Origin of the sequence: Microbispora sp. H13382, assembly GCF_014161445.1 — a bacterium.
GTDB lineage: Bacteria > Actinomycetota > Actinomycetes > Streptosporangiales > Streptosporangiaceae > Microbispora.
Map to the genome: position 1 here is coordinate 1 of NZ_JABBXA010000036.1, position 15,180 is coordinate 15,180.

At 72.0% G+C, this 15,180-nt stretch carries 13 protein-coding genes and 1 rRNA gene; 11 read left to right on the forward strand and 3 right to left on the reverse strand.

The window, feature by feature from the left end:
- The first annotated feature begins 3 nt into the window (after positions 1–3).
- Together rrf and HHX41_RS38865 are read left to right on the forward strand one after the other, a co-directional pair.
- A 5S ribosomal RNA gene (rrf, locus tag HHX41_RS38860) occupies positions 4–120 on the forward strand.
- 1,843 nt (positions 121–1,963) lie between these two features.
- Entirely contained in the window at positions 1,964–2,998 is a 1,035-nt protein-coding gene (locus HHX41_RS38865) for a hypothetical protein (RefSeq protein WP_259401667.1), read from the forward strand.
- Between the two features lie 83 nt (positions 2,999–3,081).
- Here HHX41_RS38865 and HHX41_RS38870 read toward each other — a convergent pair whose 3' ends face one another.
- Complete coding sequence (locus HHX41_RS38870) at positions 3,082–4,008, reverse strand: MBL fold metallo-hydrolase (protein ID WP_310742376.1); 927 nt, start codon at positions 4,006–4,008, stop codon at positions 3,082–3,084.
- Between the two features lie 104 nt (positions 4,009–4,112).
- Between HHX41_RS38870 and HHX41_RS38875 the strand changes: the two genes are divergently transcribed.
- On the forward strand, positions 4,113–4,802 hold the full coding sequence (locus HHX41_RS38875; protein ID WP_182909936.1) for a single-stranded DNA-binding protein: 690 nt from the start codon (positions 4,113–4,115) through the stop codon (positions 4,800–4,802).
- Here the strand turns inward: HHX41_RS38875 and HHX41_RS38880 are convergent.
- Positions 4,777–6,003, reverse strand: a complete 1,227-nt coding sequence (locus tag HHX41_RS38880) for a DUF1015 domain-containing protein (RefSeq protein ID WP_259401668.1) — start codon at positions 6,001–6,003, stop codon at positions 4,777–4,779. The genes HHX41_RS38875 and HHX41_RS38880 overlap by 26 nt on opposite strands.
- An 87-nt stretch (positions 6,004–6,090) precedes the next feature.
- Between HHX41_RS38880 and HHX41_RS38885 the strand changes: the two genes are divergently transcribed.
- Positions 6,091–6,522, forward strand: coding sequence for a tetratricopeptide repeat protein (locus HHX41_RS38885; RefSeq protein WP_169989148.1), 432 nt, complete (start codon positions 6,091–6,093; stop codon positions 6,520–6,522).
- Between the two features lie 20 nt (positions 6,523–6,542).
- The gene (locus HHX41_RS38890) at positions 6,543–7,547 is read left to right on the forward strand and encodes an HAD-IIA family hydrolase (protein WP_169989149.1); all 1,005 of its coding nucleotides are present in this window, start codon (positions 6,543–6,545) and stop codon (positions 7,545–7,547) included.
- A 282-nt stretch (positions 7,548–7,829) separates the two neighbouring features.
- Here HHX41_RS38890 and HHX41_RS38895 read toward each other — a convergent pair whose 3' ends face one another.
- Entirely contained in the window at positions 7,830–8,177 is a 348-nt protein-coding gene (locus HHX41_RS38895) for an SCP2 sterol-binding domain-containing protein (protein WP_169989150.1), read from the reverse strand.
- A 423-nt stretch (positions 8,178–8,600) separates the two neighbouring features.
- Here HHX41_RS38895 and HHX41_RS38900 point away from each other — a divergent pair, with 423 nt between their 5' ends.
- The 6 genes from HHX41_RS38900 (at position 8,601) to HHX41_RS38925 (ending at position 15,175) form a co-directional block, all read left to right on the forward strand.
- Positions 8,601–8,822 (forward strand): hypothetical protein, encoded by a 222-nt coding sequence (locus HHX41_RS38900; protein ID WP_169989145.1) that lies wholly within the window; start codon positions 8,601–8,603, stop codon positions 8,820–8,822.
- A gap of 73 nt (positions 8,823–8,895) precedes the next feature.
- Positions 8,896–9,705 (forward strand): TlyA family RNA methyltransferase, encoded by an 810-nt coding sequence (locus HHX41_RS38905; RefSeq protein ID WP_310742377.1) that lies wholly within the window; start codon positions 8,896–8,898, stop codon positions 9,703–9,705.
- Positions 9,706–9,739: 34 nt separating this feature from the next.
- Positions 9,740–10,678, forward strand: a complete 939-nt coding sequence (locus tag HHX41_RS38910) for an NAD kinase (protein ID WP_182909939.1) — start codon at positions 9,740–9,742, stop codon at positions 10,676–10,678.
- Positions 10,679–10,859: 181 nt separating this feature from the next.
- Positions 10,860–12,629, forward strand: coding sequence for a DNA repair protein RecN (recN, locus tag HHX41_RS38915; protein ID WP_169989152.1), 1,770 nt, complete (start codon positions 10,860–10,862; stop codon positions 12,627–12,629).
- A 375-nt stretch (positions 12,630–13,004) separates the two neighbouring features.
- Positions 13,005–14,201, forward strand: coding sequence for a putative cytokinetic ring protein SteA (gene steA / locus HHX41_RS38920; RefSeq protein ID WP_259401669.1), 1,197 nt, complete (start codon positions 13,005–13,007; stop codon positions 14,199–14,201).
- A complete protein-coding gene (locus HHX41_RS38925) occupies positions 14,198–15,175 on the forward strand; it encodes a copper transporter (RefSeq protein WP_182909941.1) in 978 nt (325 codons plus the stop codon). The genes steA and HHX41_RS38925 overlap by 4 nt, the downstream gene beginning before the upstream one ends.
- Positions 15,176–15,180 lie beyond the last annotated feature (5 nt).

The following is a 15,180-nucleotide window of genomic DNA, read 5'->3' on the forward strand; positions in this document are numbered from 1 at the left end:
GGTTACGGCGGTTATAGCGGCAGGGAAACACCCGGTTACTTTCCGAACCCGGAAGTTAAGCCTGCCAGCGCCGATGGTACTGCACCGGGGACGGTGTGGGAGAGTAGGACACCGCCGGACAATCTTTGTAGGAAGGGCCACCCCGTCTCGGGGTGGCCCTTCTGTGTTTATGGGGTCATGTCGTCGCTCCGGCGCCAGGTAGACCTGGCGGATGGGAGCGAAAGCGCCCATCGAGGCCCGGGCGGTGGTGACGGCGCGCTAGGCTGGCAGTGCCGGGCCACCCCACGGGTGGCCTTCGTCGCATCGGACGAGAAGCGAAGGCTGCGGGGGACGCGATCTCAGCGGACCTGCGGCGAAACAACGTGTCTTCCCTGGAACTCATCGGGTATGGGGTGGATCCCCAATAGTCAGGACATCGGGAAGACAGAGCCCTGCGGCCGGCGAACCGGACGCGGTGAGCAAGCAACAGAGGACAGAAGTGAACAGAGAAGACGGGCGCGACGGCGCGGGCCGTGGCGGAGACAACCGCGAAGAGAGCAGAGACCGGGGCGAGCGCGCCGGGGGATTCCGCGGTAACGGAGGAAGCGGCGGCTTCGGCGGTCGTTATGGAGAGCGGCGAGAAGGCTTCCGCAGCGACCGCAGCGACCGCAGCGATCGCGGTGAGCGCCCGTTCCACTCCGACAGGCGCGGCTCCCGCGACCAGGGCGGTCCGTCCGGTGGACGGTTCGGTTCACGCGATCGCGATGACAGGACGACCGGCTCCTACGGGGATCGCGAAAGGAGCGGCGGCTACCGCGACCGGGATGACCGCGGTCGCCGTCCCTTCGGCGCCGCGGATCGTGCGGGCGGCCGTACCGACGATCGCGGTGGGTACCGCGACCGCGACGGGGGGCGGAACTTCGAGCGCGGCGGCGACCGGCCGCGCGGCGCCAGCGGCTACGAGGGACGCCGGGATCGCACCTACCAGGACAGGGACGCCGCGCGGACCGATCGGCCGCGCCGCTCGTATGCGGACCGCGACGACTCCCGCGGGAGCCAGGGCTTCCGCGACCGCGAGGAGCGGGGCGGTCGCCCGTTCCGGTCCGATGACCGCGGCAGTCGGCCGTACGGGGAGCGCCGCACGGATCGTCGGGAAGGCGGAGGGTACGGAGACCGGCCCCAGCGTCAGGGCGGCGGTTTCGGCGGACGTTACGGCTCCCGCGAGCGCGACAGTCGCGACAGTCGCGACGGCCGGGAGAGCCGGGAGAGCAGGGAAGGCCGCTCCTACACGCCTCGTTACGAGCGCGACGATCGTGACGGGTCCGGCGGTCGCCCACCGCGACGTCCGGACCAGGAGCGCGGTTACGGCCGTGACGACAGGGGTGGCAGGGGCAACGAGCGCCCGGACCGTCCCCGGCGTCCCTACGGCGACCGAGGCGGGGACAGGGGCCCGAACCGAGGCTTCGGGGGAGAAGATCGGCCGCGGCGTCCGTTCGGCGACCGCGACGCCAGAGGCGGCGAGGACAGGCCCAGGCGTTCCTACGCGGACCGGCAGGACGCGGGCGGCGGTGATCGGTACCGTGACCGGGACTCCTCCTTCCGCGACAGGCCGCGCCGTACGTCGGAGGACAGGCCTGGCGGGTCCTTCCGGGACCGCGACGACAGACGTTCCGGCGGTGACCGTGAGGAAGGGGCTCGGACGTTCCGTGGGCGTGCGCCTGGTTCCGGTGACCGGCCGCGGCGCGAGTCCGGCGGTGACCGCGGAGGCCGTCCCTTCGGCAGGGATCGTGACGAGTCCAGGTCCTACGGTGGCGACCGCGGCGCGGCGCGTCCTTTCAGCCGTGACGATCGGGGCGGCAGCCGGGCCCGCTACGGCAGGCCGGACGAGCCGAGCAGGCCGAGGACACGCGAGGAAATCCCCCCGCTGGAGCCGGACATCACGCCGGACGAACTGGACCGGGAGGCGCGTGCGGAGCTCCGTTCATTGCCGAACGACCTTGCGGACCTCGTGGCCAGCCACCTCGTGGCGGCCGCCCGCGCGCTGACCGCGGAGGAACCGGACAGGGCGTACGAGCACGCCAAGGTGGCCCGCCGCTTCGCGGGCAGGATCGGCGTGGTCCGCGAGGCGACCGGCATCGCCGCCTACCACGCGGGTCAGTACGCCGAGGCGCTGGGAGACCTTCGCGCCGCGAGGCGGATCACCGGCTCGGACGAGTACCTGCCGATCATGGCGGACTGCGAGCGCGGCCTTGGACGGCCTGAGCGGGCACTCGACCTCGTCCGGTCTCGTGAGGCCGAACGGCTGGACCGCGCGGGCCGGATCGAGCTGGCCATCGTGGAGTCCGGGGCCCGTCGTGACCTCGGTCAGCACGACGCCGCTGTCATCACGCTGCAGCGGGTTCCGGAACTGCGCGACCCCCAGCCCAAGCCCTGGTCGGCACGGCTGGCCTTCGCGTACGCGGACGCCCTGGCCGACGCGGGCCACGAGGAGGCGGCGACCGACTGGTTCGCCCGCGCCATGGCGTTCGACGAGGACGGCGAGACCGACGCGGCCGACCGCTACGCCGAGCTGACCGGCGCACTCATCGAGGACCTGGAGGAGGACCACGACGAGTCCGGCCCCGAGGGCGGTGACATCCTCGACGACCTCCTCGACGACGAGGAAGAGGAAGACGAGGAGGAGATCGGCGACGAGGACACCCCGGAGACGGTCAAGGACGAGGAAGACCAGACCGGCATCCCCGGCGAGGTCGTCCCGACCGGTGAGCCCGCGGACCACGACCCGGCGCGCGACGCTTCGGCAGACGACGGCTCGGCAGACGACGGCTCGGCGGACGATGACGCGCACGTGCCTGCGACGTCCTCGGCCGCAAAGGAGGCGCCCGGTGCCGACGAGAGCGATCGGCCTTCGGAGAAGGAGAGCGGGCCGTCCTACGGCCCCGCGTTCATCGAACCGAACTTCGGCGACGTGCTCGACGATCCGGAGGACTCCGAGGACCGGGTGAAGCGCCAGCCCTGAGATGTTCGAACGGGCGTCGCCGCAGCGGCGCCCGTTTCCTTTTGCCCCGCAAGAAGCATCCGCCTCCAACCGGGACGCCGAGGTCAGCGCGGGGTGCGGTCCAGCCAGTGCATGATCCCCGCGACGTTCGACGGTGCGCCGCTCAGCAGTTCGAACTGCTCGGCGGTGGCCGCGTCGGCGCGCAGCGCGGCGTACCGCTCCCGCGTCCGGTCGCGCACCATCGCGACGGCGTGGTCGAGGTCGAGACCCTCGGCCCTGGCCCGCCTGGTGAGGTCCACCCAGAGCCGGAGTTCCTCGGCAGACCGTTCGAGGGTCGTGGGCACGTCCTCCACGGGCCCGTAGTGGCTGAACAGCAGCCGCTGCGGTCTCAGGGCCGTGAACAGCGCTATCGAGTCGAGAGCGACGTCGAGGTCGAAGTCCGGCGGCGGCGTGGCGGGCCGGAGGTCTCCGGTCTCGGGCAGATACACGCCGGCGGCATCGCCCACGTAAAGGTCCCCCGTGAGCGAGTCCAGCAGGCCCACATGGTGCTTGGCGTGACCGGGGGAGTAGTGGCTCGCCAGGGTGCGGCCGTTGCCCAGGTCGATCGTCCCGGTGTCGCCCAGGGCCCGGATGCGGGCCGCGTCGGTGGGCGCGAGAGTGCCGAACAGTACGTCGAGCTTGTCGCCCCAGACCATCTTGGCGCTCGCCATGAGCCGGGACGGGTCGGCGAGATGGCGGGCGCCCTTCTCGTGAACGACGATCTCCGCGGACGGATAGTACTTCGCGATGTCTCCCACGCCGCCCGCGTGATCCAGGTGAATGTGGGTCACCACGACGGTCGCGAGATCGTCCGGTCCCACCCCGAGGGACGACAGGGCGTCCCTGACCACGGGAGCCGAGGTCGAGGTGCCCGTCTCGACCAGGCACGGACGGTCGCCGAGGATCAGATAGCCGGCGGTGATGCCGGAATAGCCCGCCATCCGCGTGTCGATCTCGTAGACGTCGCCGCCGAGTGGAGTCACGTTGTCCACAGCCCACTCCTGTAACTAGAACCGGTATCCACAGAATGGCATTCAGGGAGTCGCCGGCCCAACCCGGTCGCGCACAGTGATCTCGGTGGCAGAGAGGAGATCACATGCACCGCAACGAGGTGACGCTGGCCGGGCGGCTGTCCCTGGAGCCGGCGCACCGGAACCTGCCGAGCGGAGCCCTGCTGACACAGTGGCGCCTCGCGGTCCGCAGGCCCGGAGGCCGCCCGGGCCAGCGGTCGGACGCGATCGAATGCGCGACCTTCGACGACGGGGTGCGCGACATGCTGGCCGGCTGGCAGCTCGATGATCTGGTCGAGGTGGAAGGCGCGCTGCGCCGCCGCTGGTGGCGCGGCGGCAGTCGCTACGAGATCGAGGTTCACAGGGCACGCCGCGTCGAGCCGGCCGTGCCCGCGGGGAGGCGGCGCAGGAGGACTCCCCGCGCCGATGACGGCACCGCCGCTGGGGACGCCACCATTGGGACCGCTCAAGTAGATGCCGAGGCCGAGGCGGCTGATGTCGGCGAGGCGTCCGTGAGCGATGCCGCCGCTGAAGCCACTCAGGCGGACGCCCCAGTCGCGGATGCCCAGGCCGAGGTGGCTGAAATCAGGGAGGCGTCCGTGCGCCATGGGGCCGCAGGGGCGTTCTCCGGCGGTGCGGCTCAGCCCGCAGGCCTTCCGGGTTCTCCCGGCGGGCAGGCCGCGGCGTCTCCCGCGCCGTCGTCCTGCCATCAGCACGTCGCCGACTCCGCGCAGCCCGCCGGCGAGGTGGTCAGTCAGTGGCGAAGGTCCGCATGACCAGGCCCGTCCTGGGCTTGGGACCGAACGAGGTCGACTTGCGCGGCACCCGTTCACCCTGCGCCGCTACCGTGAGGACGTCCTCCGTGGACAGCGGATTCAGCAGCACCGCCGTTCCACCGAGCCGGCGCGCCCTGTCCACGGCGGCGAGCGCGTCGTGGTGCACGACCATCACCGACTGCTCGCTGTCGTTGATCCCCCACACCTTGGGCAGGAGGAACGCCGTGAGGACCGAGGTGTCGAGCATCCGCCACCGCGCGGACAGCCCGGACGGCATGGCGTGCTCGACCTGCAGCGGGTCCGGATCCGTCAGCAGGTGGGCGGGTCCGTCGCCGGCGAGCACGAAGGCGGGGCCGGTCGCTGTGGCGAGGCCCGCGAGGGCGTCCTCGACCAGGGGGAACTCGTGGACCTGCCAGGCGCCCTTGGCCCGGGCGGCGGCCTCCTGCAGGGGCAGCCCAGGAATGACCCGGTGGATGGCCCTGAGGTCGGGCGGGTAGACCGTGGAGTCGACCAGGTACGCCAGGCCGTAGTCCCAGGGCCCGGGCCCGATGTGGTCCTTCTGCAGTGCCTCGTAGGTGGCATAGCGGTGGTGACCATCGGCGATCAGCGCCTGGCGATCACGCAGGTCCTCCGCCACGGCGTCGATTTCGTGGACATCGGTCACCGCCCAGAGCCGGTGGTGCACGCCCTCACGGGTCCGGACGTCCATCAGGGGGAATCGCTGTGTCGCCACGTCGTCGACGAGCCGGGAGGCGGTGCCGCCGCCCTCGTACAACAAGAAGATCGGCTCGAAGTTGGCCTGTGTGGCCCGCATCAGGGCGAGCCGGTCGGCGACGGGTTCCGGCAGCACGTTCTCGTGCGGAAGGATCGAGGCCGACCCGACTCCCACGCCACCGATCAGGCCCCGCTGCAGGAAACCGACCCCGCTCTGCTCGTACACGTACAGGCCGGGCAGGGAGTCGACCGCCAGCACTCCCTCGGCGAGCCATTCGCCCAGCGCTGCGCTCGCCTCGCCGTAGTGGCTGATTCCGGGAAGGATCAGGCGCACTACGTTGTTCGGATGACGACTGAGCAGTTCCCGCAGTTCCTCGGGGGAGATGAGGTCATACGGTGGGGAGGTGACAGCGGCCAGGTCGTCCACCGCGTATCGGACGCCGTGGAACGGACGTAGCACCAGTCCCGCCCGTTCAGAACTCTCCATACCGGGCATGTTGCCATAAGTGCCCGGACTCCCCGACGCTGCGGTGCCCGGTTGCTTGCGAAATCGGAGTGCAGGAGGGCTTACCCGATGATCGAGGGGCGAAACGAGGCATTTTCTTCTTCCAATGATCCGGGCGGTACGCCTTCCGGTGGTGTCTACGAGTGGTTCCAGCGCGGCATGAGACTGCTCGAAGAGGGCAGCCCGGCCGCGGCCGCGGCGATCCTGGAGCACGCCGCACGGGCCGAGCCCGACTCGCGCAGCATCCGCGAGGCCCTCGCCCGCGCCCAGTTCAACTCCAAGCGATACGACGAGGCCGCCGGCAGTTTCCGCTGGATCGTCGACGCCAATCCCGCCGAGGACTACGCCTACTTCGGTCTGGGCCTGTCGCTGTGGCGCAGCGGAGACGTCGAGGGAGCGCAGGAGCCGCTCGCGGTGGCGGTGGCGATGCGCCCCGACCTACGGCACTACGTGTCCGCGCTGAAGCAGGTCCGGGCCACGCTGCGGGCGAGGCGTGCGTGACCGTAGGCCATACTTCCGCCATGTCAGAAATCACCGGCACCCTCGCGGACGCCTACGACACGTTGTTGCTGGACCTCGACGGTGTCGTCTATCTCGGGAAACAGGCGGTCCCCGGTGCGCCCGAGGCGCTGGTCAAGGCTCGGGACCTGGGTGTGCGGCTCGCGTTCGTGACGAACAACGCGAGCCGCACACCGGGGGCGATCGCGCAGCACCTCAATCATCTGGGCGTTCCGGCCGCCCCGGCGGATGTGGTCACATCCGCCCAGGCAGCGGCCCGGCTGATCGCGGAGCACGTGCCGGCGGGCTCGGCCGTCCTGGTCGTGGGGGGCATGGGACTGCGGATGGCGTTGCGCGAGCACGGCCTGCGGCCCGTCACGACGGCCCTGGACGCTCCCGCCGCCGTGGTGCAGGGGTTCGCCGAGCACCTGTCCTACGGGCTGCTGTCCGAAGGGGCGCTCGCCGTACGTCAGGGCGCCTGGTTCGTCGCGGCCAACGGCGATGCGACGATGCCGACGGGCCGGGGCGAACAGCCCGGGAACGGGGCGATGAGCCGCGTGATCGCCACCGCCGCGGGTGTCGAACCAGTGGTCGCGGGCAAGCCGGAGCCGCCGCTGCATCGGGAGTCGATGATCCGTACCCGCGCCGAGCGGCCGCTGATCGTGGGCGACCGGCTCGACACCGACATCGAGGGCGCGACCCGGGCCGGCGTCGACAGCCTGCTCGTGCTGACCGGCGTCGCCGGCCCTCTCGACGTGCTAACCGCCGCGCCCCGGCACCGGCCCACCCACATCGCCGCCGACCTGTCCGGCCTGCACGCGCCCATGGTCCCCGTACGGCGGAGTTCGGGCGGCTGGACCTGCGGCGACTGGACGGCCGCCTGGCAGGACGGGGAGCTCGTGCTGACCGGGGAGGGCGACCCCGTCGAGGGGCTGCGCGCCGCGTGCGCCGCCACCTGGGAAGCCGCGGGGGACGGTCAGGCGGACGAGGACGCGGTCAAGGGCGCCCTGGCGTCGCTCGGCCGCTGACCGGCGTCAAGAACGGCGGGCCGTGCACGCTTTCCGGTGCGGGCTCACCGCTCCACGGGGCCACTGCTTCACGCGGTAACCGGAGCCAATGGTCATGACGGCAGCAACGGTCTCGGGTGCCGGCTCATCGCTCCACGCGACCACTGCTTTACGCGGTGACCGGAGTGCCTGCCCGTCAGGGCGGCCGTTCACGAGGTGACGGCCGCCGCTTCGGACCCCGCAGTCGCGGGCGCGGCGCGTCTCGCGATCCGGGGTCCGCTCGGCGGGGACGCGCGGGAGCGGTCAGAGGAGCTTGCGCAGGCGCAGCAGATCGCCGAGGCTCGCGTCGATCTTGATGCGGCCGCCGAGCAGCGCGCGGCCCATGTCGAGGTCGCCGTTCACCATCGAGACCAGGTCCTCGCTCTTGAGCGTCAGCTTGACCTCGGCGGGCCGCCCGTCCTCCGGGGGCACCTCCTTGAAGGGGTCGAGCCCGTTCCGGTGGAGGCGGCCGTAGAACGTCACGCCCAGATCGGAGATCCGGCAGGCCAGCCGGCGTTCGACCACGTGCCTGGCACGGTCCTCCTCGCTGATCTCGTCGAACTGCTTGACGAGCTTGTCCAGCGCCGCCCGGCACTCCTCGACGGTCGCCATGCGCCTGCCTCTCTTCTCACGGACCGTGTCTTCTCGTGGACCGCTTCGCCTCGTGCCGTGCGCGGATCAGCGGTCGACGATGTGATTGCCCCTCCACCTACCGACAGTAGCTTTCCACCGGCGGCCTGCGCGAAATCCGCGCCGGGTCGTGGAACGGCAACCGCCCCGGGGGCGAGACCATGCGAGGAATGTCTCGCTGTCCCTCGCCGAACGGCCGGATGGCGCACGATCGTCGGTGGCGTCCGATAGCGTCGAGGCGACCAGCGCCGTCGCGGCCCCATAGCGGGACCGCCGCGGCATGGGCCGCGTGCGCGTACGGCACGTCCGGGGCCCGGTCCGGCGAGAGCACGGGCCGAGGCCTCCGGCGCGAGTGTGAGACCGCGCGCGGAGGATCGTGACGGGGCAGCGCAGCAGGAAGGGACCATGACGGACAGCGGTATCGCGGCCGGGGAACACCTCGCCTCGGGCGCCGACGGCGTGCAGGCCGCGTTGTCGCCTCTCGGACGGCTGGCGCACGTGCCGGTGTCCGAGCACGTGGGCGTCTTCGAACAGGTCCTGGCCGGTCTCGAAGCGGTGCTCGCGTCCGTGGAGGATGCCGGGGGACCGCAGGCCGGAGCCGGCGGCAACGAAGAGAGCGACCGGTGAGTGCCACGAGAGCGGCCGCGGTCGCCGGGAGCCGGACGCACCCGGCACGCGGCGCCGCGGCGGGGTGGGTCCGGTGAAGCGCGTCCGGCTGGACAGCGAGCTCGTGCGCCGGGGGCTCGCCCGTTCCAGGGAGCAGGCGGTCCAGCTCATCGAGGCGGGCCGGGTCAGTGTCGGAGGCCGGGTGGCGGGCAAGGCGGCCACCCAGGTGGACACCGCCGCCCCCATCGTGGTCGCCGAGGCGGCGGAGGGCCCCGACTACGTGTCCAGGGGCGCGCACAAGCTGCTCGGCGCGCTGCGCGCGTTCGAGGGGCTCCGCGTGGAGGGGCGCCGATGTCTCGACGCGGGAGCCTCGACCGGCGGCTTCACCGATGTGCTGCTCAGGCATGGTGCCGCCCACGTGCTCGCGGTCGATGTGGGGTACGGCCAGCTCGCCTGGTCGCTGCGCACGGACGAGCGGGTCACGGTGATGGAGCGGGTCAACGTCCGCGACCTGACCCCGGAGATGGTGGGCGAGCCGCCGACGCTGATCGTCGGGGACCTGTCCTTCATCTCCCTCCGGCTCGTTCTGCCGGCCCTGGTGGGCTGCGCGGCCGAGGTGGCGGAGTTCGCGATGCTGGTGAAACCCCAGTTCGAGGTCGGCAAGGAGCGCGTGGGGCAGGGAGGCGTCGTACGCGACCCGGCCCTGCGGACGCAGGCGGTGCGGGACGTCGCGGCGTCGGCGCGCTCGCTGGGCCTGACGGTCAAGGGCGTGACGGCGAGCCCGTTGCCGGGACCGTCCGGGAACGTGGAATACGTGCTGTGGCTCGGGAAGGGACCGGGACACGAGCCCGTGCCCGACGTGGACGCCGCCATCGACACGGCGGTCGCGGAGGGACCCCGGTGAGCGCGGGCGGCGAGGCGTGGAGACGATGAACGCGATGAGCACGGGTGGCGCGCCGGGCGACCGGACGGACGCCAAGAGGACCGTCCTGGTGACGGCGCACACGGGCCGGGAGGCGGCCGTGCGCAGCGCCCGCCTGGTCGTGGAACGGCTGATCGAGGCGGGCATCAACGTCCGGGTGCTCGACGAGGAGGCCGAGGAGCTCGGCCGTGTCCACGCGGAGGTCGTCCCGGAGAACGGGGCGGCGCTGGAGGGGGCCGAGCTGATCATCGTCCTGGGCGGTGACGGCACGCTGCTGCGCGCGGCCGAGCTGGCCCGTCCGGCCGCGGTGCCGCTGCTCGGCGTGAACCTGGGCCATGTGGGCTTCCTCGCCGAGGCGGAGGTGGAGGACCTGGCGTCCGTGGTGGACCGGGTGGTCGAGGGCAGCTATGAGGTCGAAAAGCGCATGACGGTCGAGGTCGTCGTGCGCCTCAACGGCTCGGTGCTCGCTCGGACCTGGGCGCTCAACGAGGCGTCGGTCGAGAAGAAGGACCGCATGCTGGAGGTCGTGGCGGAGATCGACGGCCGCCCCCTGTCGCGCTGGGGGTGTGACGGCGTGATCTGCGCGACCCCCACCGGGTCGACGGCGTACGCGTTCTCGGCGGGCGGCCCGGTGGTGTGGCCCGAGGTGGAGGCGCTGCTCCTCGTGCCCAACAGCGCCCACGCCCTGTTCGCCCGGCCGATGGTGGTCTCGCCGAAGTCCACGCTCGCGCTGGAGATCCTGCCCGACACCAGCGCCGGCGTGCTGTGGTGCGACGGGCGCCGCCGCTTCGACATCCCGCCCGGCGCCCGCGTGGAGGTCCGCAGGGGCGAGGTGCCGGTGCGGCTGGCCCGTCTGCTCGGCGTGGAGACCACCGGTGCGCCCTTCACCGACCGTCTGGTGGCGAAGTTCGGCCTGCCGGTGCAGGGCTGGCGGGGCCGGGTGCGCTCCGGCTGATCGCGAGGGCGCCGCGGTCCACAGCGCAGTGTGGCGGTTGGTGGCGATACGCCGGATGAGCAGGCATTTCGTGTCCACAGATTCTCGTTCGGGTCGCGGGCCGGACACGCCGTCCTCGAAAATCTTGACGAGTTACGCGTAGGATCTCTGGCGAGTTCGGTCGGCAAAACGGGAGGGACCAGTGCGGCCACGGGTCGAGGAGGTCCGCATCCAGGGGCTCGGCGTGATCGACGAAGCCATCCTGGAGCTGTCACCGGGATTCACCGTCGTCACGGGTGAGACGGGAGCCGGCAAGACGATGGTCGTCACCGGCCTCGGCCTGCTGTTCGGCGGGCGGGCCGACCCGGCCAGGGTCCGGCCGGGCGCGGACAAGGCCACGATCGAGGGCACGCTCGTCATCGAGCCGGGGGGCCGCGTGGCCCAGCAGGTCGCCGACGTCGGCGGCGAGGTCGAGGACGGGCAGCTCATCATCTCCCGGTCGGTCTCCGCCGAGGGCCGCTCCCGTGCCTGGCTGGGCGGCCGTGCCGTGCCGGTGGGCACTTTGACCTACATCGCCGACGACCTCGTGGCCGTGCACGGCCAGATGGACCAGCAGCGGCTGCTGCAGCCCGGCAGGCAGCGCGCGGCGCTCGACCGCTACGCCGGCGACGAGCTGATCAAACCCCTGCGGGCCTACGAGCAGGCATACAAGCGGCACAAGCAGGTGGGCGAGCTGCTCCACGAGCTGACCGTCAAGGCCAGGGAGCGGACGCAGGAGGCCGACGTGCTGCGGTTCGGCCTGGAGGAGATCGAGAAACTGGAGCCCCGGCCGGGAGAGGACGCGGAGCTGAAGGAGGAGGCCGAGCGGCTCTCCCACGCCGACGCGCTGCGCACCGCCGCCACGACCGCGCACACGGCGCTGCTCGGGGATCCGATGTCGGGCGCGCAGGACGTGCAGGACGCCGTGTCGCTTCTCGGTCACGCCAAGGCGGCCGTGGAGTCGGTGCGCGACTTCGACCCCGCGCTCGCCGGGCTCGCCGACCGCCTGGCCGAGGCCGGTTACCTGGTCTCCGACGTGGCCACCGAGCTGGCCGCGTACGCCGAGTCGGTCGAGGCCGACCCGGCGCGGCTCGCGGCGGTGCAGGAGCGCAGGGCGGCGCTGAACGGCCTCATGCGCAAGTACGGCCTGGACGTCTCGGCCGTCCTCGCCTGGGCGCAGCGGGCCGCCGAGAGGCTGTCGGAGCTCGACGGCGACGACGAGCGCATCGATGAGCTGACGCGGGAGCACGGCGAGCTCACCGAGCGGCTGGGCGAGCTGGCCGGCGAGCTGACCGCCATCCGCACCGCCGCGGCCGAGCGGTTCGGCCGGGCGGTGACCGAGGAGCTGACCGCGCTCGCCATGCCGCACGCCCGGGTGAGCGTGGCGATCACCGCCACGGAGGGCTTCGGCCCGCACGGCGTGGACGAGGTCGAGCTCCGGCTGGCCTCGCATCCCGGCGCGCCGCCGCTGCCGCTGACCAAGGGCGCCTCGGGCGGTGAGCTGAGCCGGGTGATGCTCGCCATCGAGGTGGTCTTCGCCGGCGCCGACCCCGTGCCGACGTTCGTGTTCGACGAGGTCGACGCCGGTGTGGGCGGCAAGGCGGCCGTGGAGATCGGCAGGCGACTGGCCAAGCTCGCCAGGACCGCGCAGGTCATCGTGGTCACCCACCTGCCGCAGGTGGCGGCCTTCGCCGACCAGCACCTCGTGGTCGAGAAGGCGAGCGACGGCAGCGTGGTCCGCAGCGGCGTCGTGACGCTCGACCAGGAGGGTCGGGAGCGGGAGCTGTCGCGGATGCTCGCCGGCCTGGAGGACTCCGAACTCGGCCGGGCGCACGCGGCCGAGTTGCTGTCCATCGCCGCCGGCGACAAGGCCGCCTGGGAGAAGCAGTCCTCGGGTGGGTCCAAGCGCTCGGGCCGCCGAACCGCCGGCTGAGCGCCGCGCACTGGCCCCCCGGGCTGAGCGCCGCGCACTGGCCGGGCGCCGCGCACCGGCGTTCCGGCTGAGCGTCGCGCGTCGGCCCCGGGCTGAGCGCGTGCGTCCCGAGGCCGTCCCCGGCCCGCCCGGGGCGTACACTCGGCGGAGCGCGCGCGGGGGTGACGTTTGGATCGGGGCGCGCCGGGAAGCAGTCAAGCCCCGGGAACGAGGGGGCGAGGAAACGGGGGTCGGACGGCGTCGCGGAAGGTGTGCGTCAACTCCGGCTGCCCCCTGTCGGCGCACCTCGGCAACATCCCTGACTTGCAGTGAGAAATCAGACGAGCCGTGGGGTGTGGAAGCGTGGCGGTCGCCGCCTCTGGCAGGATGGTCATGATGAAGGTCCCGAGCTTGAATGTTCCGGGCCTCCGCCGCAGGAAGGCCGAGGGCCTTCCCGGGGTGACGGCAGTGGCGAGAATCGACAGGCGGACGAAGAGGCTGACCAAGCGCCTCAAGCCCGGGGAAATCGCGATTATCGATCACGTCGACATCGACCGGGTCAGCGGGGAGGCCCTCGTCGCGTGCGGCGTGGCGGCCGTGGTCAACGTCGCCGCGAGCATCAGCGGCCGTTACCCCAACCTCGGGCCGCAGATTCTGATCGACGCGGGCATTCCCCTGATCGACAACGCGTCGCCGGAGCTGTTCGAGCGCATCGCGGACGGCGACGTGATCCGCGTCCACGAGGGCATGGTCTACCTCGACGAGGAACTGATCGGCAAGGGGCAGCCGCAGACCGCCGAGAGCGTCGAGGCGGCGATGACCGAGGCCCGCGCGGGCCTGGCCGTCCAGATCGAGGCCTTCGCCGCGAACACGATGGAGTACGTCCGGCGCGAGCGCGACCTTCTGATCGACGGGGTCGGCGTGCCCGACATCCGCACCTCCCTGGAGAACCGCCACGCCCTCATCGTGGTGCGGGGCTACCACTACAAGGAGGACATCGCCACGCTGCGGCCGTACATCCGGGAGTACCGCCCGGTGCTGATCGGCGTGGACGGCGGTGCGGACGCGCTGCTCGACGCGGGGTACGTGCCCGACATCATCGTGGGCGACTTCGACTCCGTCTCGGAGAAGGCGCTGCGCTGCGGCGCCGAACTGGTCGTCCACGCCTACCGCGACGGGCGTGCTCCGGGGCTGGAGCGGGTGCACAGGCTCGGCCAGGAGGCGGTCGTGTTCCCCGCGACCGGGACGAGCGAGGACATCGCCATGCTTCTCGCCGACGACAAGGGCGCCACGCTGATCGTCGCGGTCGGCACCCACTGGACGCTCGACGAGTTCCTGGACAAGGGCAGGTCGGGCGCGGCGAGCACGTTCCTCACCCGCCTGCGGGTGGGCAGCAAGCTCGTGGACGCCAAGGGCGTGAGCAGGCTCTACCGCAGCCGGATCTCCACACCCTCCCTCCTGCTGCTCGTGGCCACCACGCTGGTCACGATCGGCGTCGTGCTCTCGGTGTCGCCGATCGGCCAGGTGTGGCTGAACGGCCTGCGCGTGGCCTGGAACGGCTTCATCTTCTGGCTGGTCGGACTCTTCTCGTGATCGATTTCCGTTATCACCTCGTCTCGATCGTGGCGATCTTCCTCGCGCTCACGGTCGGCATCGTGCTGGGCAGCACCGTGCTCGAGCCCACGTTCTTCAAGTCGGCCGAGGAGATGACCGCGTCACTGCGGCAGGCCAACGAGAAGTACCTGACGCAGATCTCGGAGCTGCAGACACGCGAGGAGGGCGGCGACTCGCTGGTCACGACCCACCTGCCCGAGCTCGTACGCGGCCAGCTCGCCGGGGAGCGCGTCGTGCTCGTCGAGGCTCCGGGCGCGTCGGCCGCCCTGCGCGACCCGATCGAGAAGCTCGTGACGAGTGCGGGCGCCGTCTACAGCGGCAGGGTCAGCCTGACCGAGAAGTTCACCGACGCCGAGCAGGCGAACGTGGTGGACGGGCTGGCCGCCAACCTCGCCCCGGCCGGCACCGCCTTCCCCGACGGGGCCTCGCCCTACGACAAGGCCGCCGCGGTCCTCGCGAGCGCGATCGTGACCAACGACCGTGCGCAGGCGGGCCGGGTCAACCCGGCGGCGACCGCCGTGCTGGAGTCGTTCCAGGCCGGCGACTTCCTGACCCTGAACGGAGATCCGGAGCAGCGCGCCACGATGGCCATCGTGGTCGCGCCGTCCCAGCCGTACGAGGGAGAGGACGCCGCCCACCAGACGGACGCGATCGTGTCGGTGGCGGCCGGGCTCGACACCGGCGCTCTCGGCACCGTCCTCGCGGGCACCGTCACCGCCTCCGGCACGGGCGGGGTCATCGCGGCCCTGCACGACACCGGTGGCGTGGCCTCGGCCGTCTCGACGGTCGACACCGTCGATTTCGCCGCGGGCCGTGTCGTCGTGGTCTACGCTCTGCGGGAGCAACTGACCGGCCGTTCCGGCGCGTACGGCGTCGGCAGCGGCGCGACGGCGTTCGAGCCCGCGGTGACCGCGCCCAGCCAGACCCCCACCCCGGTGGCGAGCCGGGGCTGAGCCGC